This is a genomic window from Bradyrhizobium sp. USDA 4504 (assembly GCF_054063995.1).
Map to the genome: position 1 here is coordinate 8878928 of NZ_JBSSGV010000001.1, position 23286 is coordinate 8902213.

At 59.2% G+C, this 23286-nt stretch carries 18 protein-coding genes, 2 pseudogenes and 1 riboswitch; of the genes and pseudogenes, 7 read left to right on the forward strand and 13 right to left on the reverse strand.

Features of this window, described 5'->3' with window-relative positions; genetic code table 11:
• Window positions 1-936: 936 nt before the first annotated feature.
• The 4 genes and pseudogenes from ACVMB1_RS41680 to ACVMB1_RS41695 all read right to left on the reverse strand — a co-directional run bounded on the left by ACVMB1_RS41680 (window position 937) and on the right by ACVMB1_RS41695 (window position 5302).
• Window positions 937-2277 (reverse strand): annotated as a pseudogene (locus ACVMB1_RS41680) (M16 family metallopeptidase).
• Between the two features lie 56 nt (window positions 2278-2333).
• A pseudogene (locus ACVMB1_RS41685) lies at window positions 2334-3607 on the reverse strand (M16 family metallopeptidase).
• 518 nt (window positions 3608-4125) lie between these two features.
• Window positions 4126-4836, reverse strand: a complete 711-nt coding sequence (locus tag ACVMB1_RS41690; RefSeq protein ID WP_456813733.1) for a hypothetical protein — start codon at window positions 4834-4836, stop codon at window positions 4126-4128.
• Window positions 4837-4951: 115 nt separating this feature from the next.
• Entirely contained in the window at window positions 4952-5302 is a 351-nt protein-coding gene (locus tag ACVMB1_RS41695) for a hypothetical protein (protein ID WP_069280068.1), read from the reverse strand.
• Window positions 5303-5621: 319 nt separating this feature from the next.
• On the opposite strand from ACVMB1_RS41695, the gene ACVMB1_RS41700 reads away from it, so the two are divergent.
• Window positions 5622-5942 carry a hypothetical protein gene (locus ACVMB1_RS41700; RefSeq protein WP_141713663.1) on the forward strand — a complete coding sequence of 107 codons (321 nt, stop codon included), beginning with the start codon at window positions 5622-5624 and terminating at the stop codon, window positions 5940-5942.
• Between the two features lie 754 nt (window positions 5943-6696).
• Here the strand turns inward: ACVMB1_RS41700 and ACVMB1_RS41705 are convergent.
• From ACVMB1_RS41705 to ACVMB1_RS41730, 6 genes are all read right to left on the reverse strand, one after another.
• Complete coding sequence (locus tag ACVMB1_RS41705) at window positions 6697-7287, reverse strand: tetratricopeptide repeat protein (protein ID WP_456835768.1); 591 nt, start codon at window positions 7285-7287, stop codon at window positions 6697-6699.
• Window positions 7288-7316: 29 nt separating this feature from the next.
• Window positions 7317-9434 (reverse strand): type III secretion system export apparatus subunit SctV, encoded by a 2118-nt coding sequence (gene sctV, locus ACVMB1_RS41710; protein ID WP_456849804.1) that lies wholly within the window; start codon window positions 9432-9434, stop codon window positions 7317-7319.
• An 8-nt stretch (window positions 9435-9442) separates the two neighbouring features.
• Window positions 9443-9868, reverse strand: a complete 426-nt coding sequence (gene sctY / locus ACVMB1_RS41715; protein WP_456849806.1) for a type III secretion apparatus assembly chaperone SctY — start codon at window positions 9866-9868, stop codon at window positions 9443-9445.
• Between the two features lie 2 nt (window positions 9869-9870).
• Entirely contained in the window at window positions 9871-10410 is a 540-nt protein-coding gene (locus ACVMB1_RS41720; protein ID WP_456849808.1) for a hypothetical protein, read from the reverse strand.
• Window positions 10411-10443: 33 nt separating this feature from the next.
• The gene (locus ACVMB1_RS41725) at window positions 10444-11334 is read right to left on the reverse strand and encodes a SctD/MshK family protein (protein WP_456849810.1); all 891 of its coding nucleotides are present in this window, start codon (window positions 11332-11334) and stop codon (window positions 10444-10446) included.
• Window positions 11335-11450: 116 nt separating this feature from the next.
• Window positions 11451-11684 (reverse strand): hypothetical protein, encoded by a 234-nt coding sequence (locus ACVMB1_RS41730; protein WP_069280658.1) that lies wholly within the window; start codon window positions 11682-11684, stop codon window positions 11451-11453.
• Window positions 11685-11940: 256 nt separating this feature from the next.
• Between ACVMB1_RS41730 and ACVMB1_RS41735 the strand changes: the two genes are divergently transcribed.
• Window positions 11941-12312: a hypothetical protein gene (locus ACVMB1_RS41735; RefSeq protein WP_456849812.1), complete on the forward strand. Its 372-nt coding sequence runs from the start codon at window positions 11941-11943 to the stop codon at window positions 12310-12312.
• Between the two features lie 620 nt (window positions 12313-12932).
• Here the strand turns inward: ACVMB1_RS41735 and ACVMB1_RS41740 are convergent.
• A complete protein-coding gene (locus ACVMB1_RS41740) occupies window positions 12933-14621 on the reverse strand; it encodes an HrpF/NolX family T3SS translocon protein (protein ID WP_081334768.1) in 1689 nt (562 codons plus the stop codon).
• Between the two features lie 731 nt (window positions 14622-15352).
• Between ACVMB1_RS41740 and ACVMB1_RS41745 the strand changes: the two genes are divergently transcribed.
• The 4 genes from ACVMB1_RS41745 to ACVMB1_RS41760 all read left to right on the forward strand — a co-directional run bounded on the left by ACVMB1_RS41745 (window position 15353) and on the right by ACVMB1_RS41760 (window position 20432).
• Window positions 15353-15565 (forward strand): nodulation protein NolB, encoded by a 213-nt coding sequence (locus tag ACVMB1_RS41745; protein WP_456849814.1) that lies wholly within the window; start codon window positions 15353-15355, stop codon window positions 15563-15565.
• A gap of 178 nt (window positions 15566-15743) precedes the next feature.
• Window positions 15744-16700 carry a class I SAM-dependent methyltransferase gene (locus ACVMB1_RS41750; RefSeq protein ID WP_176731416.1) on the forward strand — a complete coding sequence of 319 codons (957 nt, stop codon included), beginning with the start codon at window positions 15744-15746 and terminating at the stop codon, window positions 16698-16700.
• A 402-nt stretch (window positions 16701-17102) separates the two neighbouring features.
• A riboswitch (cobalamin riboswitch) is annotated at window positions 17103-17317 on the forward strand.
• A gap of 161 nt (window positions 17318-17478) precedes the next feature.
• On the forward strand, window positions 17479-19368 hold the full coding sequence (locus tag ACVMB1_RS41755) for a ribonucleoside-diphosphate reductase subunit alpha (protein WP_456849816.1): 1890 nt from the start codon (window positions 17479-17481) through the stop codon (window positions 19366-19368).
• Entirely contained in the window at window positions 19359-20432 is a 1074-nt protein-coding gene (locus tag ACVMB1_RS41760; protein ID WP_176731415.1) for a ribonucleotide-diphosphate reductase subunit beta, read from the forward strand. Before ACVMB1_RS41755 ends, ACVMB1_RS41760 begins: the two co-directional genes overlap by 10 nt.
• 185 nt (window positions 20433-20617) lie before the next feature.
• On the opposite strand, the gene ACVMB1_RS41765 is transcribed toward ACVMB1_RS41760, so the two are convergent.
• Window positions 20618-21577 (reverse strand): hypothetical protein, encoded by a 960-nt coding sequence (locus ACVMB1_RS41765; protein WP_456849818.1) that lies wholly within the window; start codon window positions 21575-21577, stop codon window positions 20618-20620.
• A 305-nt stretch (window positions 21578-21882) separates the two neighbouring features.
• Window positions 21883-22584, reverse strand: coding sequence for a secretin N-terminal domain-containing protein (locus ACVMB1_RS41770; RefSeq protein ID WP_375167005.1), 702 nt, complete (start codon window positions 22582-22584; stop codon window positions 21883-21885).
• Window positions 22585-22760: 176 nt separating this feature from the next.
• Here ACVMB1_RS41770 and ACVMB1_RS41775 point away from each other — a divergent pair, with 176 nt between their 5' ends.
• Entirely contained in the window at window positions 22761-23279 is a 519-nt protein-coding gene (locus tag ACVMB1_RS41775) for a nodulation protein NolB (protein WP_456849820.1), read from the forward strand.
• Window positions 23280-23286: the final 7 nt, after the last annotated feature.

The window sequence follows — 23286 nt, forward strand, 5'->3', positions numbered from 1 at the left end:
ACGCAGGAGGAATTTGCCCCGCGCTGCTCTGTAAGATTGGCCAGACTGCGAGATCTGGGAGCAAAGGCGATATGCTCCTGATCAGACCGCGCGCGCCTATCTGACGATTGTCCATCGTGATCCGGTCGCCGTGGAGCGCTGGCGCAAGAGTGTGAAGCTGCTTGAGTGGCTTAAGGGGCGCCCGCCTCGCGCACGCCCGACGTGAGGAGGCTTTCACGGCGTACACTCTACGACCTGCACCGGCTGATCTGTGCATCTGATGTCGAAATTGCGCTGACCGGATCGGCCCTTATTAATACCGACAGCACCGTTTATCGACCGATCACTCTGACCGTTTGGCCATGGCCTCTTCGATTTGGTCGGCAAGCTGCAAAACGGGCGCCGAGATGCTCGTACAGATCGCGCTTCTTCTCGTCAGTCGCACTTTTTGCTACCGCATATCCGGCTTCGGCATGAAGCTTCTTCACACTCGCCTCCACGTCCTCCATGGGGCCACCGACCCTTTAGTTTACCCTCTAGAGGTTGCGCTGTAGGGCAGGTGTCGATCCGCTGGCGCCACGGTACATAACGCTATTCCTCGACGGTAACACCAGCTGAGCACAACTGTAAGACGCCTAAAGGCGGATACTTATCGCGGCAGATCGAGTAAGGAGGGGAAACAGGAAGCGTCGACTTCATAGCTCCTGCGTCTTCGTCCCGGAGCCTCCAAAAGATGCGATTTCTAGCGCTGTGAGGACTTCCGGGTGCCGGGGATCGCTGCTTGAGCGAGAAGTGAAAGATTGGTAACAAGGCAATCGGTGAGCGCTCATTTGTGCTGCTCAGCCGTGAGTCCGAGAGTTGAGCCCGATCCCCCGCGGTTGCCAAGTGCCAGTTCTCGACCGGAAGGAGAATAAATGGAGAGTGAGCCTCGTGGCTACGAGCCGGGTTACCTACAAGCTAATTGGGTTTTTTCGGTAAGGTGGGTGATGGCGTGGCGCTTAGCTGCTCGGTGTGTGGCGGCGGCGTCGCGACCGATGGGACAGGGGACGACTGGGCTTCGCCAAGGCGGGCGCGGCCGACGATAATGGTGAGCAGGCCCTGGCCCCACAGTCGCTGCGTCGACGACGGCGTTGTGCTTTTCGAAATAGTTGATCGGTAGCTTGTCAAGCTGATGCTGCAGCAGCGTGCGCGCAAGTTTTGATGATGAGTTGAGCGCCAGCATTTGCGAGCCCTTCAGGTAACACTTTGCGTCATCGAGTTCCTGCTGGGTCGGCCCTACCTCGGCGATGTGGCGGGCTTGCTTCTCGATCTGTTCGACCGTCTCGCCGGCGCGATCGGCTCGGGTCGCGCATTTGCCGACGAACATGGCCGAATGAGTCCTCCAGACCAGGTGCTCACGTACGAAATAGGCTAGCTCGCGCTTCTCGCGGACTTCGCGGAACAGCCGCGACCTCAGACCTGCACCGCCGAGGATGTGGTTGACGACATAGGCGGCCATGAAATCGGGCTCGCCGCGGCGAACGCCGGACCGCCGAAAGCCATGACTGTCTGCGGCACATCGAACGGAATGAATGCGCGCTGCGGCGGCTTTGCCACGACCACGTCGGGTACCGGCGTCGAGTCCGCCTTGGCCGGCAAGCCGCCAAAGGTCTTGTCGAGAAGCTTGCAGAGTACCTCTGGATCGACGTTGCCGACCACCGCGATCTTGAGCGTGTCTCTTGCGATCACGCGTCGGACATGGCTCTTGAGATCCGCGACTTCGATCTTCGGCACGCTTTCGACCGAGCCTGCGGTTGGGCGGGCATAAGGATGATCGTTGAAGGCGACCTCTAGGAGCTTGCGACCGGCGAGTGATGATGGATCGGTCGAGTAATGCCGAAGGCGCGCAAGTACGCCGGCGCGGATTCGTTCGACATCGGCGGGGTCGAAGCGGGGCGAGGTTAGCGCCATCCTTAGAAGGTCGAAGGCCTCGTCCCCGTTGTCCTCGAGGGTGCGCAAGCCACCGCAGAAGTGATCTTGGGTCGATCCAAAGCTTAGCTCGATGGCGCGGCGGTCGAGTCGCTCATGAAAGGCCTTGAAGTTGAGATCGCCGGAACCTTCGTTGAGCAGGCCAGCAACCATGTGGCCAACCCCGGGTTTGTCGGTGGGATCTTGAGTCGCGCCGCCCCCGAAAGCGAATTCCATCGCGATCAACGGGACGGTGGAATCTCGGACGAACCAGACTTCTATACCGCAAGACGAGACCAAACGCTGGATCGTGGTCGTGATGGCGGCAAGCGAAGGTGGCGAGGTGAGCATCGCGATTGAGAGCGACGCGCCGCCGAGGAGAACCTCACGTCGTGTGCAAGAATAGGTCACTGCAGCTTCTCCCCGTGCTGTGGCGCTGACTCTTTGATGAGATAACCGGTCACCGAGCGTCTCTTGTCGAGCCATTTGCGCGCGGCCTCCTGCACCTGCTGGGCGCCGACGGCGCGGATGCCGTCCGGCCAGCCTCGGATATCGTCGATGCTCCGTCCCGTCGTCAGGCCGCGGCCATACCAGCTCGCGACCATTTCGTGATTGTCTTGGGCGTAGATTGCTTGCGCAATCAGCCAGGTCTTGACCCGCTCGAGATCTTCGGGAGTCGCCGGATGATGCGCAATGTCGGCGATCACCTCGTCGGCGGCGCGCTCAATCCGGGCGAACTCGACGCCAGGTTTTGGTGTGACGGAAATCCCGAATTGCGAGGGGTCGAATGCGGTAGCGTGGTAGCCCGCCGATGTACTGACCGCGAGCTGCTTATCGATTACCAGCGCGCGATAGAGATATGAGTTGACGCCACTGCCCATCAGTTTCACCAGCACCTCGAGCGCTGCGCTCTCCCCGGCGGCCGCGGTGCGAGCCGACGGTACGAGATAGCAGCGGTGCAAGGCTGGCTGCTCGACGCGGGGATCGGCCAGCGTCACGGCGCGCAGCGCGGCCGGGGTCGGCTCCTGCGGTCGCAGGCGTTGAGCGGGGATCGACGGCTACGGGGGGATGTCGCCAAAATTCTTCTCCACCATCGCGTGGATCTCAGTGGCTTCGACGTCGCCCGCGATGATCGGGATGGCGTTGTTCGGTGCGTAGAAACGCTTATAGAACGCGAGCGCATCCTCGCGCTGGAGCTTTTCGATCTCCTGCCGCCAACCGATCACAGGACGGCCGTAGGGATGGTTGAGGTAAAGCGCCGCCATCATCTGCTCGGCGAGCCGCGCACCCGGATCGTTTGCGACCCGCATATTGAATTCCTCAAGCACGACGTTGCGCTCGGACAGCACGTTCTCATCTTTTAGCATGAGACCAGTCATGCGGTCAGCTTCAAGTTCCATTATCTTTGCCGAGGTGCTCGCGCGGCACATGCTGGAAATAGCTGGTATAGTCGGTTCCGGTGAACGCATTTTTGGTTGCCGCCGACGCGCAACACGGTCTGGGAAAACTCATCCGCCGGATGTTTGGAGGTGCCCTTGAACATTAGGTGTTCGAGGAAATGCGCCAGCCCCGATTTGCCCGGCGGCTCATCGGCGGCCTCGACCTTATACCAGATCATCTGAGTCACAACGGGTATCCGATGATCCGGAATCACCACCACCTGCAGGCCGTTATGAAGCACAAAGCTAGCCGGTCGATCTGACGTGACCGTGTTCTGGGCGAAGACGCTCTCCTCCTCGGGAAAGTATAGGTTACCATCCGTGCTATCATCTGTTCTGTGTTCGATCGCCAGGGCGGTGCGCGTCATCGAACCGATCGCGTCAGTGGTGATACCTCCCGCCGTGGTGGTGACCGAACGCCCGTTCTACATGGCATCGCCTTCCATTCAATAGAGATTCACGTGCTGTGGCGGACAGACCGACAAAGCGGGAAGCTGCACACTGTTTGGCAAGCAATAGAGCAAAGGCCGGGCCAATTGCCCGATGGCCCGCGCAAGGCCGAACGACGCGCCAACCGGACGCAAAACAAACCCGGCCCGGTTGTTCTGGCCAAACATCAAGCGCCGGCATGTCGTGGGCACGACGTTGCGCACGAAAGCCCACAACGGTTGGCGCCAATTAGCAACTTACAGGGAAGGACGGATTGAGCTGCGATGATGCCGAATAAACGTTCGCGAGGGCTCGCTGGTAGAATCTCGCTCTACACCGCAAATGGCTTGGCAATATTTCTCATGGTTGCGAGCCGAGAATTTGCGATGAGCTCCTTGGAGTACACTGTGCCGAAGTAGTCCAGGACGAAGGTGCCAGAATAGCGTAGATTTGCGCTCGCGCGGATTAGGTTATCGAGAATTGGGCCGACTTGCCCAATGCGGTCGCGATAGCGCGCGCGGATGACGTTAACAGCGTTCATCGAGTGAACCGCCTCGTCGGCAATGATCTCCCGCAGCCAATGATGAAATTTAGTGTTCCCAAGGCCGTCATAAAACGGCTTTTCTGCTGCGTAGGCGCGGCAAGTGCACATCTCGTCAAATGCGATCATAACCATGAGGGAGAATTCGTCCGTTAGGTGCTCAGTGATCGGACCAAAATCATGCGGTCGAGCGTCCAATCTCTCTCGAAGATCCCTCTCGGCTCCATGAGCGACAAGTTCAATGATGCGGATGAAGCCATCGGTGTGGCGCTCTTCATCGATCGCCCAGGCGTCGAGAAATGCCGCAGCTTCATCGGTAGCGATGAGGTTTCGGTCGGCTAGTTCTTGTTTCAGATATCGGGCGTCATACTCCGTATACAGATCAGGCCACAATTTATCCCAGCGTGCGCGTATGGCCGATGGTTCGGCGGTGAACATCGCAGGCGTAAGAGCGTTGAACAATTCTTTTGGATTCCAGTTCCGTCGAACCGGCGTGATCATCCGAGTCCCCTCGTCGCGAGCGCTCTGGCGGACAAGTCGTCTGCTTGACCTCCCGAACCCAAGAACCATATTAGCTACATACAGGCACGTCGTCGCCTCCTAGTTTTGGTAGGGGCTATTCCGGGCATACACTTCCCGGCGTACCAGTGTCCCCTTTAAACAGCCAGTACAAGCTCATCGCAGTGCGAAGCAAGCCGATACGCTCATGATGACCGCTGATTGGCTCGAACGCCGTCTCCGCGAAGCCCACTGAACCGTTCGCATTGATCAATACGCATAGCATCGCTAGGCCACCATCGGCCGGCTGCTCGGGCGCGCTATATCTTGAATCGCTACCAGTTTTCTGTCGCGCAGCTTCGAGCAATGGGGCACGCGCCCAAGCAGCGTATTGTGCTAGGATGCTGGTCAGCGGTTGAATAGATCCGAACATCGGAACGATGAGCAATTGCTCCCCGTCGATCGTCATCGCTGTTCGGCACGAGAGCTGCCATTCGCCCTCCACTGCTGTCGCTCTGCCGTGTCCGATTTGATACTTTCATGTCTCGACGGCGACGCCGCAGTAGCAGGGCGTCCGGAGCGCTATATCAAGCACGTGTCTTTCCTGTTCGTGGACGGCAGCCTCTCAGGGATCTTTTATGGCACGTCGTTTGCTCGTCGAGCAAAGGGACCAGATTGGCCCCGCAATTGTAGGCGAGAGCACAGACGTGCCAATTGGTGACCACGAATGACAGGCGGGGGTTCTGCTCAGGCGTCGTCGTCCATATACAACGACAAAGGAGATGATGATGACGAAAGAGAATGGAATAAACAATGACATCGGCATTGCAGCCGGCGCGTTTCAGGACTTCACCAAGCGAGTCATCGGAACGCAAAACGAGCTTTTGAAAAAGTACTCAGAGGCCTATTGGCACTGGCAGGAGCGCCTTCAAACCGAATCGACACAATTGACGGAGTTCTTCAAGGAAGTCTCCTCCACGACTTCGGCGCCCGACCAGATCGGCGTTCTTCAGGCCTGGGTGAAAGGCGCCAAGCAGCGGGTCACGGAGGATTTTATCTATTCAATTGAAACCGCGAAAGCTCTCACTAATGTCGGACTGCAGGCTTGACTGGTTCCCGGCCATCGCAAGGTAGCGGCCTCGTAAACACCTGGAAGATAGGGTGACGGCTGAACCGCTATGGTGTGCCTGGCGATTCGTGTACCTATCGACCACATATTGTCTCTTCCTGAGTCTTAGCGGCGGCTTACAGTCAGCCTAGTGTCGACAAGCCGCCGCACAGGCATCAAGCGCTGGCCGCGCCATCGTGATCGGGCCACGGCGTGCCTGCCGTCGCTCTGCGGTTGTGGGCGAGCGTCGGTCTCCGTCTTCCCTTCTAGCGCAAGCGACAGCACGAGATTGTTTCGCAACATCGCAACAGCCGTTCCTGGGGTGCGCGAAGTCCCGCGCACCATTCGGCTATGCCATTTCAAGACCGAACGAAGAGATGCAAATGGATTCGTTGCGCACGCTTGATTGCAGATCGTCTCACGACCGTGCACGCGAAGGAGGAGGACGCGCGGCGAGTTCCAACTTGCTGGCAAGTCTCGCCGATGCAATCCCTTGATCCGAGACAATGACATGGCTGTCTTCGTGCACAAGAATCGCCCTTCAGCGCGCTGTCTCATTTTCATCGGCCTCGGAAACACTTGAGCACTGTTGCATGATGGGTCACTGATGCGATTATGGGGCATGATTGCCATTCCACCAAAGACATCACTTTCCATGAAGGCCGTCCTCGCGCGGCGCGGCGAATAGTCGGTTCACCGTAAGCAGGCGGTGGGGGCAGGCATCAAGCATTCATGGTCCGCTCTTGCTCGCTGGACTATCTCGATCGGGCCAACGCCTGTCGGCCGTCGGTCTGCGATTGGGGGCTGACGCTCTCTGGCTCTGTCTTGCTGTCAAGTGCGAGCGATAGCGCGAGATTGTTGCGCAACATCGGATTTGCCGGGTCGGCCGCGAGAGCTTGGCGGTATAGCGCCTGGGCCTCCTGGTGGCGGCTTTGGTGATCGAGGACGACGGCTTTGGCGTTCAGTGCGCGCAGGTCGCCGGGTGACGCCAACAAGACGGTATCAAGCACCTCAATCGCCTCGCCCGGGCATTTACGAGCCAGCAGTTCCCGCGTCAGAGGAATCGCGGCATCGGCGTTGTCTGGTCTTTGCTTCAGCGCATCGCACAAATGCCGCTCGCCAGCGTCTCGAACGAGGGCGTGAGCGATTCGCTCTCGCATGGCGGGATTGATCTTCGCAACGCCGACCAACTCTGCTGTAGGCGTCTGCTGCGATGAAAGACCCGGGTGGTCCAGGTTAGCGCAGCCTGCGAGCAGCGAAACGGCGAGAACTGGGAGAAAGGCTGAGCTCGCGTGCGGACGAAAGCTACGCCGGCACCGCAGAATGTCGATTTCATACGACTTCATAAGTTATCTCACGCCCACAGCTGTACTCGTCAGCCGGCCGCACGGAGAGGATCGCGATGCTCTCCTATGGGGGTCCTGTCCTTGCCAGCGGAAAGTTTGACGGAGCCAATCGGCTGGACCGTGAAGTCCGCGGCAAGATCCTGATACGAGAGAACGGGCAGATCGATTCCGTTACGGGTGAGGAAGCCGCGGACGAAGCGCCGGATATCCATCGAGCCAAGAATGACTGGCTGGCTCTGACTCCGCGCGAGGCTCGCATGGATCTGATGGAATTGTGAAAGCAGCATCTCGCTTTGCCGATCTTCCAAAACAAGATAGGGGCCGACAGCGGTTTCGCGCACGGCACCACGCACGATATCCTCGGTTTCGCGCTCGACGATAAAGGCAGCGACAACACGATGGGCGTTGGCATAGCGATGACAAATCTGGCGCTTCAGACCGGAGCGGACATATTCGGTCAGCAGCACGGCATTCTGCTCCCGTTCGCTCCATTCTGCGAGCGCCTCCAGGACTAGGCGAGTGTTGCGGATCGGGATGCCCTCGTCCAGCAAGCGGCGCAGAACGTCCGCGATGCGGGGGATCGGCGTCGTGCGCAGCACCTCCTTCACGAGATCAGCATATTCTTGCTCCATCCGTCCGAGCAGCTGACGGGTTTCTTGAATGCCCACCAGGCGTTGAGCATAGCGCCTCAACGTCGACTGGACCCGCAAGGCGATCACATCGCTTGCACGGTGATGCCCTATTCCGGCTGCTTTGAGAGCAGGAGCATGAGCTTGTTCGATCCAGATCCGGTTCGTGTCTGGGTCCTGCCGAAAGGGGATTCCGCTCAATTCAATGTTTACCGCGTCGTCGTTGAGCAAGAGTTGTGTCGGCTTAAGGCTGTCCGCTTCGACGGGCACTCCCTCGACATCCACCCTGAATTGCGAATCCGCCAACTGCTGGTCGACTTGGGTTGGAATGCGCGGAATCGTGATGCCAAGATCAGATGAGACCAGTGCCGAAACCCGTGCGATGCCCTGCTCAAGGTCTGCTTTGTCGATCGCTTGTGTCAGGTTCGGCGCCAGCAAGAGCGTGATCGGAAGTGCTTCCGCAGGCACGGGTTGCTTCTGACCCTGTGCGGAAGTGGGAGCCGCACCGGTCGAACTGGCGCCTGTCTTGATGTCCGCTTTGCCATCCTGCATACCAACCTTGAGAAAGCTCGCCGCACAGAAGAGTGCGGCCAAAATGACGAAGGGTGGCAAAGGGAAGCCCGGAACAAGCCCCATCACAACGAGGACGCAGGCGGCCAGCCGTAGCGCTTGTGTGCTGGCAGTAAGCTGGTTGACGATATCGGCGCCAAGATTAAGCCTAGAGGGACCGTTGACGCGAGTGACGATGGTCGCCGCTGTAATTGAGAGTAGCAGGGCCGGAATCTGCGAAATGAGTGCATCGCCTATAGTCAGGATGGTGTATTGATGCATCGCCTCCTCAAGGGACATGCCCTTAGAAAGCGAACCGATCGTGATGCCGCCCAGCATGTTGATGCAGATGACGATGAGGCCGGCGATAGCGTCGCCCTTCACAAATTTCATAGCGCCGTCCATGGCGCCGTGAAGTTGGCTTTCTCGCTCCAGCGCGCTGCGCCGGCTGCGGGCTTCGTGCTGATCGATGTGGCCGTTGCGCAGCTCCGCGTCGATAGCCATCTGCTTGCCGGGCAGGGCGTCGAGCGTGAAGCGCGCCGATACCTCTGCGACGCGTTCGGCCCCCTTAGCGAGAACCATGAACTGTACCATGGTCACGATGAGGAATATGACAATTCCGACGGCGATGTTGCCCGATATGACGAAATCGCCAAACGTATGGATGATGCTGCCGGCATCGCCTTCGGCGAGTATCAGCCGCGTCGTTGCAACGGTAAGTGCTAGACGAAAGACTGTGGAGATAAGGATGACGCCCGGCAGCGACGAAAAGTCGAGCGGCGTATTGAGATAGAGGGCGACCATCAGCAGCAATATGGCAAAGCCGAGATTGAAGCCGATCAGCATATCGAGCACCACGATTGGCATCGGCATGATCATCATTCCGATCGCCAGAAGCAGCATCAACGCGACCATCAAATCCGGGTGAGACGGTGCGCGGGCGACGAGATTTCGTAGGTTCCTGGCCATGCAAAGCCTTATCGTTTGACCGGAGCCGTGCTGCCCCGCAATGAAACATAGCGCTTGAAGGTGGCCTGCGCCTCGACTATGCGGCCAGCCTGACGCAGAGCATGGCTGCGTAGCAGGAGCAATGGCGGGCGCGACGATGGCTGATCATCAAGCACGTCCAGCCTGTCCAATACCGATAGCGCTTCCTCGCCGAGGCGCTCTGAGATGAGAGCATAGGCGAGGATACGAAGCAGCTCGACGTCTTGAGAATGTTCGTGAACCACGGGCCGTAAAAGAGCCAGGCTGTGTGCGCTCTGCCCGCACGCAAGGTGGACATAGGAAAGCGCGCAGAGCAAATCGCGCTCGGGCCCAGAGATCGGCACCACCCCATCGGTTTTGAAAACATTTGAGGACTGGGTAGGTGTGAAGTGTTGCACTCCGCGCGGATCTGGCATTGCTAACCTTGGATCAAGCCGTTGTGATTCTGCCGGAGCAGGATTAACCGCCGTAGTTCCAGCCGCAGAAGCGCGGCCCCTTCGCGTGCCACCGAGCCCTCTGGCGCGGCTGACAGCGCATCGGCCAGGCGCTCGAGGAGAAGGCCGTGTTGCTCTGGACGCACAACATGCGAATGACGCAGGCGGGGCGTGACGAAGGAGAGCAGGCTATCCGCGAGATTGGGGCCGTTCAGCCATGCAAGTTCCGAATTCCTTCCGATCTTATCTGCGTGCTCGGTGGCATCGGTGGGATTGATCCGCGAGATTGGATCGATTGACTTGAGTTCGAGCGCGTTATCGATCGTATTGGCAGCCAACCGCTCCTGCGCCGCGCGGTCCTGGACAACTGACGTGTGAGCGTTACCGCCTTTTCCATGGACCTTGTCGATGCCGATGCCACTGGCCTGAGGTGTGGCCGGGGCGACGGCAGGTGCATGATGCTCGTTGTTGATTCCCTGAAAGGCGGTGCCAAGCTCTACGGACCGCTGCGGCAGCCTAGTCATGAAACGTTCCTTCGTTGCCCGAGGGCTAAAACTTTAATAAGATAGAGCAGCAAGCTGGCCATTGCGTGTCAGCAGCACACGTCCGTCCTCGATCTCCTTTACGGTCCATCCATTGCTCAAGATCGCGCCCACGAAATACTTTTGACCAGAAATGACCAGGTAAGGGTCGTTTCCGCGCCAAACCGCCTGGACGGCAATCGCGGGGGGCGTCTTCTCATCCTTGATGGCGACCGCGCTGACGAGCGTATAACCACCATTGCTGTCGACATCGAATCGCTGCTGGACTTCCCGCCATTTAGCGAGCGAGGCAGGCGTAATGGTGCCATCGGCCGTCACAACGCCCGGCCCAGAACCGACTTTGATACCGAGCAGGCCCGCTGCATCAACTTGCCCTTGCAGCCGTCGAGCAGCTGCGTCGGCGGCCGGAGCATCAGGGGCGGCGAGCGCGACTTTGGGGCCAATGTCCGCGGCGGAGGACGAAGTGCTCGGTACTGCGGCGCCGTCGGACTGGAGAAGGCCCGTTGAGACAGTGCCAACTGCGGCAGAGCTGATAAGGACCAAGGCGAGCACGGTAATCGGTACATGCCGGCGACCGGTAGAGCCGGCTTGTTGAGAGCCATCGATCGACAAGCGAATGGACATCGCGCCCATACGGATGACGGCAGGAAGAGGGAGAACAACGATCTCATTTGGCGAAATAGAGTCGCGGCCCTCGATCGCGACGTCTGCGGCAAGGGCCTCGATCTCGATCGAGCTGACATGCCAGCTGACGCGAAGATGGTGCGGTTCGAGGCCTTGCTCGACGAAGACCAAATCAGCATCGAGGCTGCTGCCAATCAAGCACGAGCCGCCCCCCGCCTTGCCGGTCAGCCCGGAATAAGACCCCGACAACACTTCGAAAAGCGGGGAAGCTGGTTCATTCACGGTCGCCTCCTGAATGAAGAACGAGACCGTACGGCAAGCCGTACGGTCTGTTGCGACTTCACAGATTATGCGGCCCGCAAAAGCGGGAAGGACATAACGGCGTCCCGCTTCATCCGTTACTGCACCCGCTCGTCGGCCACCTTCTTGACGGTCGAGAGCTCTGTCGTGACGACGCGAAGTTCCACATCCCTTTCAGCAGCCTTCGTGCTGGTGGCAGTCAGTGCGGCGAGTTGCCTGTTGAATGCCGCTTCTCCGGCAACTTCAGCTGCGGTGGAACCCGCGGCTGCAGCAGCAGTACCAGCTGCGCCACCTGCAGTCGAGGAATGGGACGCACCAACCTTATCAGCCATATTGTCTCTCCTGTTTGTTCGAACATTGCCGCGACTTGCGGCTCTCATTTTCCTGACACCGCAACATGCGAGGTCAGGAATCCTCCTCTGTCTCGGCCATGGTATCGTCGAACTTGCCCATTGCACTACTTGCAAGTTGGAAAACGACGGAGCCGAGAGCGACGTTGAACGCTTGCTGCATAGCGGCGGCTTGCGAGCCAGCGTCTGGACTAGACGTGCCGCCATCTACGGGAGCTCCTGCACCAGTCGATCGACCATGATCATCGTGCTCACCAGGGCTCCGGGATCCCTTTTTGGCACCGCCAGCCGCATGGAGGTCGGTATCAAGGTGCCCAGCGCCGCTTGTGCTGGAAATACGCATCGGGTGTCTCCTACTTCAAACTTCGTTCGTGCGGTGGAAGGAGTCTCCATCATGTTTACTATGCAAGCGTTAGCTTTCGACAAGCTGACGAGCCGCAGAAAATACAGTGAGCTCATTGACGCTGCTTCTGCTCAGGTGGCCTCATATGTCGGCACTAGGCCGGCGAAAGCTGCAGATCAGAGAGTTGGTACAAGAACCTCGCTGATGTGGCACTTGATCAGGCAGCCCGCTGATCATTCAAGCGCAGCTTTGGTGAGCGGAATGTAAGCGCCAGGACGGATAAAATGGGCTTGATCATTGATGTAGCCCAATCTGAGGGGAGGAATACTCGCAACTCGTTCGGCAATTTATTTGCCTCGAGCGACTCAGCGACTTGTCTCCATCCCCGCTCCAGGGCGGCAGGTTAAAGGTGCTTATACGCGTCAGAAACGAAGCGCGATCCTCCAGTTCCGCTCGTGGCAAACCCATAAAAATCGGTCCACTTTATCGGACACGATCGGGAGGCGTCGGAGACAAGGACCTTGAGCCTCACGAATCACTCATGTGGTCTCGATCCGACGGCGTAAACTGGTGAGGTTTGCAGCTCCGCCCGGCTGTTGGCGGCGTAAAGTTGACAGCTCGCGACGGGTGGCGCCATCAGTACGGCGAGATCCATCAGTACGGCGAGATCTTCGCGTTGGCATACGCGATGTGAGAATGTCGGGCGGGCGCTCGAGTACAGCCGACAAATGCGCCGGTTTAGCTATCGCCAAATACGCTCGTCGGTGTAAGCATCGAATGTCGGCGGAGCTTGCGGAAGCTGCACCGCGCGGACGACTGTGCGCGCGGTGGCCTCGCAAGCTAGCCTTTCGTTCCAGCTTCACCCTGTGTCGATAGCGCCGCTACGACTAGGCGTAGGCACCTGCAGCTTGCGTGCGCTCGGATTCAATCCGTGCCTTGAGGTTATCCAGATAGTTCTCCGCGTAGGACTGAGCCATCGACACCGGCAGGTTGATGCCGGCCGTCGCCGCTTCTTGAATTGCCTGCTTCACCAAGCCTTCCCGTATCGCTATCTTGACCTCGGGGCCGGCGATGCAGCCCACGGCCTGCGCCGCGAGACTGAGCCCGGCTTCCGCCAGCGCCTGTTTTATGTTGCCACCGGTGATCGCGGTGTGCAGAAGATTTGCAGCTTGCGCCTCGGCCTCCATCACCATTGAAGCAAGATCGGCCAGCTCACCCAGCCCTGGAATAAAGCCGAGTACACCAACGGCCGTCGCTGTCCAGTCGAGCAGCTTCGAGCCGACCTTCAGCACGTCATCAAGTGCATGCATGAGGGCGCCACCGTTCTTCTTGGGAGACTTGATGTCGGGCTGGTCTGCCACGCCATCCATCATGTCCGCGGTAGCCTCCTGTTCGGCAGGCGTTTGAGCGGCATGCGTCTTCAACTGCGGAGCAGCGCGGTTCGCACCAGACATGTTATTGAAGAACTGCTTGAAATCATTTCCGCTGATGTTTCCGGAATCAACCGTGTGGCCGCCGCCGAAGTCGAAAAACTTGTGGTGGGTTTTGTAGCCGGTAATCGCGTTGTTCATCAACCCAAACAGCACAGGATCCGAGAGCAGCTGGGAGGCCGCTTTTCGTACCTCGGGAGAAAGATTCTTGTCGTCCACCATACTCGCGAGCTTTTCCCGGGTCAGAACGCCATTTCCAAAGAAAGCGTCCTGGTTGTTGTTAATCGTGTCTAGTGTGCTCAGCTCGGGTCGGCTGAGACTCATCGATGATGAAGCGACCTGCAAAAAGTCCTCTTTGTGGACCTTATCGATCGAGCCGCCGTATAACTGCTTCCATTGATCCGGGTGGTCGAGAAAATATTGAGCCGCCGCGAGGACCTGTGGGGGGCATTTGCCAATGTCGGCGTTGCCGTCCACGATGTGTCTGAAATCCGCAAGGCTCAAGTTCTTGGGCAGGTTATCGGAATAGCGGTAGAGCTCGCGCATGGCATCGGTCAGGGTCATGACCGATGGCTCACCATTTCCGGTCCCGTCGGATGGTATGTAGTTCTGCTCGTAGGTCCGCGCCCGCTGCTCTTGGAACGCGGCAACTTGGGGGTGGTGATCGGAAAAGCCGCAGAGATCGCCCACCTTGATCTTGCCGCCACAGCGGCCGTCGCCTTGCGAACCGATCGCATAAAAGAGCTCCGGGTCCTGTTGCAGCGCTTCGATCGCCGCCTTTAGATCCGGCGGTGTCGAGGGATCGTTGGCCAAATCTCCCAGGGACTTCCAATCAAGCGGACATTTGTCCTTGTGGCGGTTCAGGACAGAGACAATCTGCAGTTCCGCATTAGTCAGCGTGCCACCGTTCCAGGTGATCCTTGAGCTTTGTACGGGTGCCTCCGCAATGATTGGGCTGCTCGCAGCACAGGACGGCTGTGGGTCATCCTGATATGCATCCAGTGCCGCCCTAATCTCTGGTGGAAGAATACTCCGCGTCTCCCGCGTGAGTTCCTCTGTCAGTTGCTGGGCTGCGTCTGTCGGCACCGGCTCCTGCGGTGCGGAATGATCGCTAGTCGCGTCCTTCGACGCGAGGCTGACCAACATCGCCTGAAAGCTGGAAAAGTCCTGCGCCGAAGAGGGCGGGGCGGGCATTCCGGGTAAAGCCACAGTTGAATTGGCGGTTGGCGATAGGTCGACTGACATTATACGTTCTCCGATTTAAGGGTGCACCACAAGACGGTCACCTAGTTGCGGCCCGAGATCGCGACGAACAAGGAGTGTTGAGCGGCAGAGTTCAACAGGTCCTACCACTTGCATCCTGTTGCTCGGTGCGCCTCCAGCGCTCAGTTCCGCGACCATCCATGGGGACACCGCCGTCTTCACGCCGTATGCTAGGACGGACAAGCTTTCGAGAAGCTGACGGCGCTCAGACGATTTCGACACGATTGATGACATGGCCTTGCCAGTAAGGCCGGACGGATTTTCAATGCCGGTGTCAGCTTTGTATGGTTGCGTTGACTTGGCCTGGTGCAAGTTAACGGCCTCCCGTCTGCCGATCCGCAGCATTCGTTGATTTGGTCTAACGATCTCGCAAGATCTCCGGAGCATCACAAGATGGGGCACTGGTTTCGCGCTCGATGATCATCAGGTGACGAAGGCTCGTCAGCTTTCGGTCAGCTTGCGTTTCTAGGGTGCTGGCCCATTCGCGCTCACGAAGGTGCCAATCTCATCACGTGACAAAACGGTTCTTCTCATGTTGCCTGCCGTTGCCTCGACCTCTCTCAACCCGGCTGAATGGTTCTCCAGCGGCTGTTTATCGGTGCGGGACCAGTTTCATGATAGTCTTGCGCAGGCAGCTTCGAAGCAAGGTGCAGCTTCGTGGGCCTACCGCCTGGCATCCGGCAGGTAAACCGGAAGGTAGGGATCATTTCGATTCGGCCTTGACGAACCTGTGGGATGTTGGCGATCGCGTCATTCAGGTTTCGCTCATCTCCAAGGGCGCCGGCGCCGTCAGCTTATCTCTGAATAAGCTTCTATCGGTGGGCTGAGCGGGCTGATGGTTTCTTCGCACAACAGCAGGATCGCTCGCGCCGCGACGCGCAGAGGGGGGTGATGCGCTTGTTCACTTGCCACTTCTGCTACCGCATCGGCGGATGTAAGGGCCTACACCCTATATAACCAAAGTGCAGGCGGGTACGAAGGCAACAGCCGTCGAGCTGCTTGCAAATGAGAGGAGACATTGCGTTGCGGATAGATTTCTCGCGCATCAATCGGTCTAAAGCTGCATTCCACGATATTTATGCTTCGGATGATCCGAGGGCATATTTCTCGGTCCTCGGAGACCTGGATTATATGATACCGGACGTGGCTGAGCCGGTTGTGCGCCAAATACTGGCAGCGAAAGCTTCGGCCACCGGCCTCAAGCCCGTCGTGCTCGATGTTGGTTGTTCGTACGGTATCAATGCAGCGGTGCATCGCTTTCCGCTGACCTTCGCGGGCTTGCGTCACCGCTACGCCCGGCGTGAGATGAGAGCGATCAGCTCTGAGACATTGGTGAGTCTCGATCGCAGTTTCTATGCAGCCTGGCCTGATGTCGGGTTGGCACGCTTTATCGGCCTCGATGTGTCGGCAGCGGCGGTCAGCTATGCGAAGAATGTTGGCCTTTTAGAGCAGGGCATTGTCGCTGACCTTGAAAAGGAGGCGCTATCGATGGACAGCGCGCGCATTCTCCGCTCCGTGGATGTTATCATGTCGACCGGATGCATCGGCTACGTTACCGAGAAGACGTTCGGCGAGATTCTCGATGCGGCAGAGAAGCAACCATGGATCATCTCCTTCGTGCTACGAATGTTCCCATTTGAATCGCTCGCCGCGACGTTCGCAAACCGTGGTCTTGTGACAGAACGTCTTGCCGGCGCAACGTTTATCCAGCGTCGCTTTCGCGATGCTGAAGAATTTGAGAGCTGTTTGGCCAGCTTGGCGGCCCTTGGCGTGGATGCCACCGGCCTCGAATCGGAAGGGCTGTTTCACGCCGATCTGATCTTGTCTCGCCCCGAGGCGGATGCGCGCGCCATGCCTTTGGAAGACATTGTCACTGTCGCCAGCGGCAGGGGACGGCCGATCGGACCCCGTTACGTTCATGTTGAAAGTAAGGAGGGCTTGCAGGTCGCGCTGGAGCCGTGACAGGCGTGGGACCACTGTGCAGCGCGATTCGGTTCGGGGCTGGATGCAAGGCCATTCCGGTCGACGGCGCGCCAGAGCCGATGTTGTTCGCCCGCGAGTGGATAACGAATTCGTCCAGATGCCATTGGTCGCGGCGAGCAGGAGCGCTGCGAATCAAATCAAGCGTCTGGCCGAATTGCTCCTCTACTGACGCGCCGTTTCTTAGATTCCATCAATGCGACGTGCGAGCCAGGAATTCCCTCGACCTTTGCGCAGGCTTGACGGAAACCGGTAATGCAGCCCAACGGCATATCCAATCACCTGCAGCAGAAGCCGACAGCGGCGACAAAGTCGTCCGAGCTTCGGTATGTTTTTGCGTTTCAATCTGGATCTCCCCAGTTGACCAATCCCGGCGAGTAGTGCCTATGTCTAGCCAGTCACGGTCTTCTGGCCCCAACATTTTGTAGGTCGGAAGCTAAGAGGGAACCCGGTGCGCCGAACGGCTACTCCGGGGCTGCCCCCGCAACTGTAAGCGGCGAGCGGTTGTCATCATGGTCACTGGCGCAGCACAGCGCCGGGAAGGCCGACAGCCGCGGCGACCCGCGAGCCAGGAGACCTGCCGCGACTGAACGAAAGTCCTCGGGCGGGGTGCCCCGTTGGGTCGCTTGCAGCCGGAGACGTTTGACCGGTTTCCTCGCAAGTCATCCGCGCAGTCCCCCCGCCTAACATCGCGGGGTTGCCGATGTCGCCGTCTTACGATTTCGATCAGCATGGTCATCTCATTGAGGAGCCGGCGCGCGTGAGGTCGCAGCCATTGCAGGCAGAGCCCAGCGCGCCTGAGTTGTGTCTTGTGCCGCCGCCGTCGCCGGCCCCGCTGCCGTACCCCCTTGCGCCATCGCCAAAGCCGGCCGATCTCAAGCTCGATCGGACGCGCGACGACCTGTTGACGCCGTTCGGCAAGCTGACGCTGAGCGACCGTTATCTGCTCGCCGGCGAAATGATCCAGGACATGTTCGCGCGGGTGTCTTGCGCCTTCGCGGATGATGTTGCGCATGCCCAACGTCTCTACGATGCGATGTCTCGGCTGTGGTTCATGCCAGCCACACCGGTGCTCTCCAACGGCGGCACGACGCGCGGCCTGCCGATTTCCTGCTTCCTTAACTCGGTGTCGGACTCGCTCGAAGGCATCGTGGGCACCTGGAACGAGAACGTATGGCTTGCCTCTAACGGTGGCGGCATCGGCACCTACTGGGGCAATGTTCGCTCGATCGGCGAGCAGGTGAAGGGCGGCGTTACCTCAGGCATCATCCCGTTCATCCACGTCATGGACGGCCTGACGTTGGCGATCAGCCAGGGCTCGTTACGGCGCGGCTCGGCTGCGGTCTATCTCGATATCCACCATCCCGAGATCGAGGAGTTCCTCGAGATCCGCAAGGCGTCCGGCGACTTCAACCGCAAGAGTCTCAACCTGCATCACGGCATCAACGTAACCGATGAGTTCATGCGTGCCGTAGGCGCCGGCACTGCGTTCGCTCTGCGCAGTCCGAAGACCAAGGAGGTTATCCGCGAAATCGACGCCCGCCAGCTGTGGCAACGCATCCTGGAGAACCGGCTGCAGACGGGGGAGCCTTATCTCTTGTTCATCGATACAGTGAACCGCGCGCTCCCCAAGCACCAGCGCGAGCTCGGCCTCAAGGTCTCAACGTCCAACCTGTGCAGCGAAATTACCCTGCCGACCGGCATCGATCATCGCGACGAGGAGCGTACCGCCGTGTGCTGCCTGTCGTCGCTCAACCTCGAGACCTGGGACCAGTGGAACGAGGAGCCTGGCTTCATCGAGGACGTCATGCGCTTCCTCGACAACGTGCTGACCCACTTCATCACGGTGGCGCCGGGCGTCATGAAGCGTGCCCGCTACGCCGCCTTGCGTGAGCGTTCCGTCGGCCTTGGCGTCATGGGCTTCCACTCGTTCCTGCAGGCCAAGAGCATTCCGATTGAAAGCGTCGTGGCCAAGTCGTTCAATCTGAACATGTTCCGGAAAATCCGTCGCGATGCTGATGCGGCATCCGTGACGCTCGCGCGCGAGCGGGGGCCGTGCCCGGATGCCCTGGAACGAGGCGTGATGGCCCGCTTCAGCCATAAGATCGCGATCGCGCCGACCGCCTCGATAAGCATTATCTGCGGCGGCACCAGCGCTTGTGTAGAACCGATCCCGGCCAACATCTACACCCATAAGACCTTGTCCGGCGCCATCTCGGTGCGTAATCGGCATCTCGCCAAGCTGCTGGCCGCCAAGGGCGCCAATACTTCGGCGATCTGGCAGTCCATCATCGCCCACGAGGGTTCGGTCGCCCATCTCGACATCCTCTCGGAAATCGAGAAAGCGGTCTTTCGCACCGCCTTCGAGATCGACCAGCGCTGGATCGTCGAACTTGCCGCCGACCGCGCCGCGTTCGTCTGCCAGAGCCAGTCGGTCAACCTCTATCTGCCGGCTGACGTCGATAAATGGGATCTTCACATGCTGCACTGGACGGCATGGAAGCGGGGGGTGAAGAGCCTCTACTACTGCCGTTCAAAATCTATTTCGCGCGCGGCGTTCGCCGGCGCCATCGCCGATGGCGACAAGGCTGCGCCCCCGCAACCATCGCAGCAGCGCACCGACTATGAGGAGTGCCTCGCATGTCAGTGATCGATCTCTCGTCCGTCGATCCGCGTACGCTGATCGGCAAGCAGCGCGTCGGCCTCCTCGACTCGACCGGCAGCTACGACGTTGATCGCTACGCCTGGGCTTACGAGTTCTGGAAGCGCCAGCAGCAGACCCATTGGATGGGGGAGGAGGTGCCGCTCGGCGCAGACCTCAAGGACTGGGCGTCGGACCGCGTCACCGACAACGAACGTGCGCTGCTCACCCAGATCTTCCGTTTCTTCACTCAATCGGACATCGAGGTCGGCGACAACTATCTTAAGCGCTACATCCCGATTTTCCAGCCGCTCACCGTCCAGATGATGATTGCAGCTTTCACCAACATGGAGACGGTCCACATCGATGCCTATGCGCTACTGCTCAAAACGCTCGGTATGCCCAAAACCGAGTTCGAGGCATTCCGCGGCTATGCCGAGATGCGCGCGAAGGCCGACTACATGCACGAGTTCGGCGTCGGCACCGTGGCCGATGTCGCCCGGACGTTGGCGATGTTCGGCGCCTTCACCGAAGGCATGGCGTTGTTCGCGAGCTTCGCGATGCTGCTCAACTTTCCGCGCCACAACAAGATGAACGGTATGGGACAGATCGTAAGCTGGTCAGTGCGCGACGAGAGCCTGCATTGTGAGGGCATCATAAAGCTGTTTCACGAATGGCACCGCGAAACTGGCGCGGTGACGCGCTCCGTCCGTGACGATATCATCGACGTCGCCAAGACCATGGTGAAGCTGGAGGAGAACTTCGTCGACCTCGCCTTTGGCCTCGGCGAGATCGAGGGTATGAATCCCGAGCAGATCCATGCCTACGTCCGCTACGTCGCCGACTGGCGACTGACCCAGCTGCGGATTGCCCCGGTATTCGGCTTCTTCGAGGCTAAGGAGGGCGGGTTCATCCGGCTCAAGGCACATCCGCTGCCATGGCTCGTGGAGATTCTCAACGGTGTCGAGCACGCCAATTTCTTCGAGCAGCGCGCCACGGAATACTCCAAGGCGGCGAGCCGCGGCAGCTGGGATGGCGAAGACGGGGTGTGGGCAGCTTTCGGCCGGACGTAGTCATGCTGGAGCTAATCATCAAGGGCGATTGTGCATGTGACGATCGCGTTGATGATCAAGGCTGCCGACTTCGTGACGTCGGCACAGCGGGACGGAGAGACTAAAACGACAGGAGGACGGCTGCGATCGTTCATCTCGAGCGTGCAGCTATTCTGACTGACCGATTCTGTACTGATCAAGTGGGCTTAAACCAGGAGAATGGCAATATTTGCCGGCTGCGGGCCCGTACCAACTGCTGCTGCCGTCGCAATTTTTAATCTATCCGCTTCCAGGACGTGGCCCAGCCAAGGTACGGCCCGTCCCTGGCGGATACGCGGATCTTCCTCAGAGTCGGAGTCCAAAGATCTATTCTCAGCCGGCTCTTCAGGCCAAAGGGTTTGGTCCAGCGACGGTGTAAGACGAATGAAGCCCTCTTCTCTCCATTCGGCTGTGTGAGGCACGCCGAGAAAGGTAAAAACCTTTGTGGGGTGGTCCTTGCTCGGCTTCACTCCGCTGCGCTCAAGCATATCGATCTGAGCGGCTGTGGCCGTTTGGCCAGTGAAAACCCAGTAATCCTTGGCGAGACGTCCGTTCAGCATCCGGAACTCGGAAAGTTCTGGTGGTGCAGTTTCGGACGGACCAGCCTGAGAGGGGCCCGCTTGCAATGGCCGAGCGTGGGTGGGACCGGCGTGCGATGGCCCGGCATGGGACGGTCCCTCCAGCAGTGGTCCAGCGTACGATGGCCCAGCGTGTGAAGGGCCGGCCACATTCTGCCATATCAGATCCTGATCGACACCAGGATGTGCCTCGATCGCCTGAGCGATCGTCTGCTGGGGGAGATATTGCGGGCTTTCCGGTTCTGGCGCGACGTGCTCCGCGCTTGGCGTAAACGGATCATTTTCCCGATCCAAGTCCGGCCAGGGATGCGCTAAATCCAGGTACGGAGAATAGGGGTGACCAGCATCCAAGTACGGTGAATAAGGATGACCTGCGTCCAAATATGGCGAATAGGCGCCTCCCTGCAGGACCGGCGGGGCTGCGTGCTGTGGCAGAGCACCAGCTTGCGCGCCACTGAGCCGCTGCTCAAAGCCGGTCGCGTCCATAGACGGTTCTGGTAAGTCGGGCTCTGGCCTCGTATTCGCTGGACCGATTGCATTGAAATCCATCCTGTTACTCCTTTTCGATGATGGAGCGGATCGAGCGAGACATGCCCAGCGGCTCTGACGCAGCCGGTTCGAAGGCTCTCATCGATATTTGAGGCCCCGAGCTTCCGTCAAAGATGGCGCTTGCCAGCTTCCGCTCGCGTCAAGGGTGGCTGGTTGCCCACATCCGTTGCGGTCGGTAGGAGGCCCCGCCGTCCAGCGTCCGCACGCCCATGGGAGCATTAGCTTTCGAAAAGCTGACGATCAGAAGGACTTGAGCCGATGCAGATTGGATCGACTTCGGCTCAAGCTGCCTCGCATCAATTAGGTCATTTCTGGCCTGTGTCAGCTCCACGCACGGTGCCGTCCTGACGCGGCGCGTCGGACGCATAATGCCCTTCCGGGCGCCCATCTCGAATAACCACGCTGGAGGAACCACGAAACAACATCAAAACGGAATCCCGCGGCGGCCTTTCGGCGATGGCGGGATTGCGCCGCGCCTGCTCCTCCGCCACAAGACCCTTCAGCGTCTGGTCCACCAGCGCGATGAAGCGTGGCGGACCCGAAGCCAGGACAAGACCATCCCCCGGCGCCGGCTTCACGATATAGCGCTCATCGGAGATGTTGAGCGCCTCGAGCGCGGTCTTGAACGCATCGAAGCTGATCGGGTTCAACACAATCAGCCGGCTCTGCGCCTCGTGGGCTGCGGATATGTAAAGCACGAGGCCGTCGTAGTACCATTGAAGATTGTACAGGTTGGTCAGACGCTCGAGGAAGTCGCGCGGCGGCAGGTCCGGCATTCGCCCGCGAATCCGGCCCTTCACTTCAGTGCTGACATTGACCCTGATATTGAGATTGTTGCCGAACTCCTGCAGCGCGGCAGCAAGGTCCTGATCGAGAACCGTATAGCTATAAGGAGTCGAAGGCAGCGACAGGGGCGCGCCAAACGCGCTCACCATTGCAAGACAAATGAGAGCTCCGGCATAGAGACTGCTCTTCAAACTTTGCGCCATCGTGGATCGAACGAGCATTCCCGAAGGCCTTCCACCTGAGAATTAAACCTGGAATTTCGTTCCAGCTTGGAAGCCAAACGTGATCATTAGATGGCGTAATAACCTCCATCTTCGTCAGGTTTTCGTCAGCTCACCAATCTACAGATTTTGATCTGTTCATCCGTCGAGAACGCTTGGTCTCACCAGCGAGCACAATGACTCCTTATATGATGTTAGGCGCAACGCCGATCTCTCCCAATTCAGCCGACTGCCTTTCCAATGCCTGTTCGCCGGCAGCTCCCGTCGAGCAGGCGCACTTTGAGCAGTCTCTTGCGCAAGCGGTCTCAAGTCAGGGGCCTGCCTCACCAGTCGCGGGCAGAGCTGCAGTCGTTTCGCCGGTACTGGAGGTGCAGCGCACGAACACGCTGGCGGTGCCGCCGGGCGATCGCGTTCTTCAAACTCTTTCCACCATGTACCACAGCCATGCCGTTGCTCCCGCGGTCGGTGGCGCGTCTTCTGCTGCGAGTGCCGTACAAGCCGGCCCCGCCGCGCGGCCGCTGTTGCCGCCGGTCGACATCAGCGCGCATGCGGCGGTTAAACCGGTGGCTGCGGATTTCGATTCGATGATGGTAAATCTACGGGATGTCTACCGGGACGTCGTTCAGGTTTCCCTCGTCTCCAAGAGCACCAGCGCCGTGAGCTCCTCGTTGAACAAGCTGCTATCGGCGGGCTGAGTGGAGC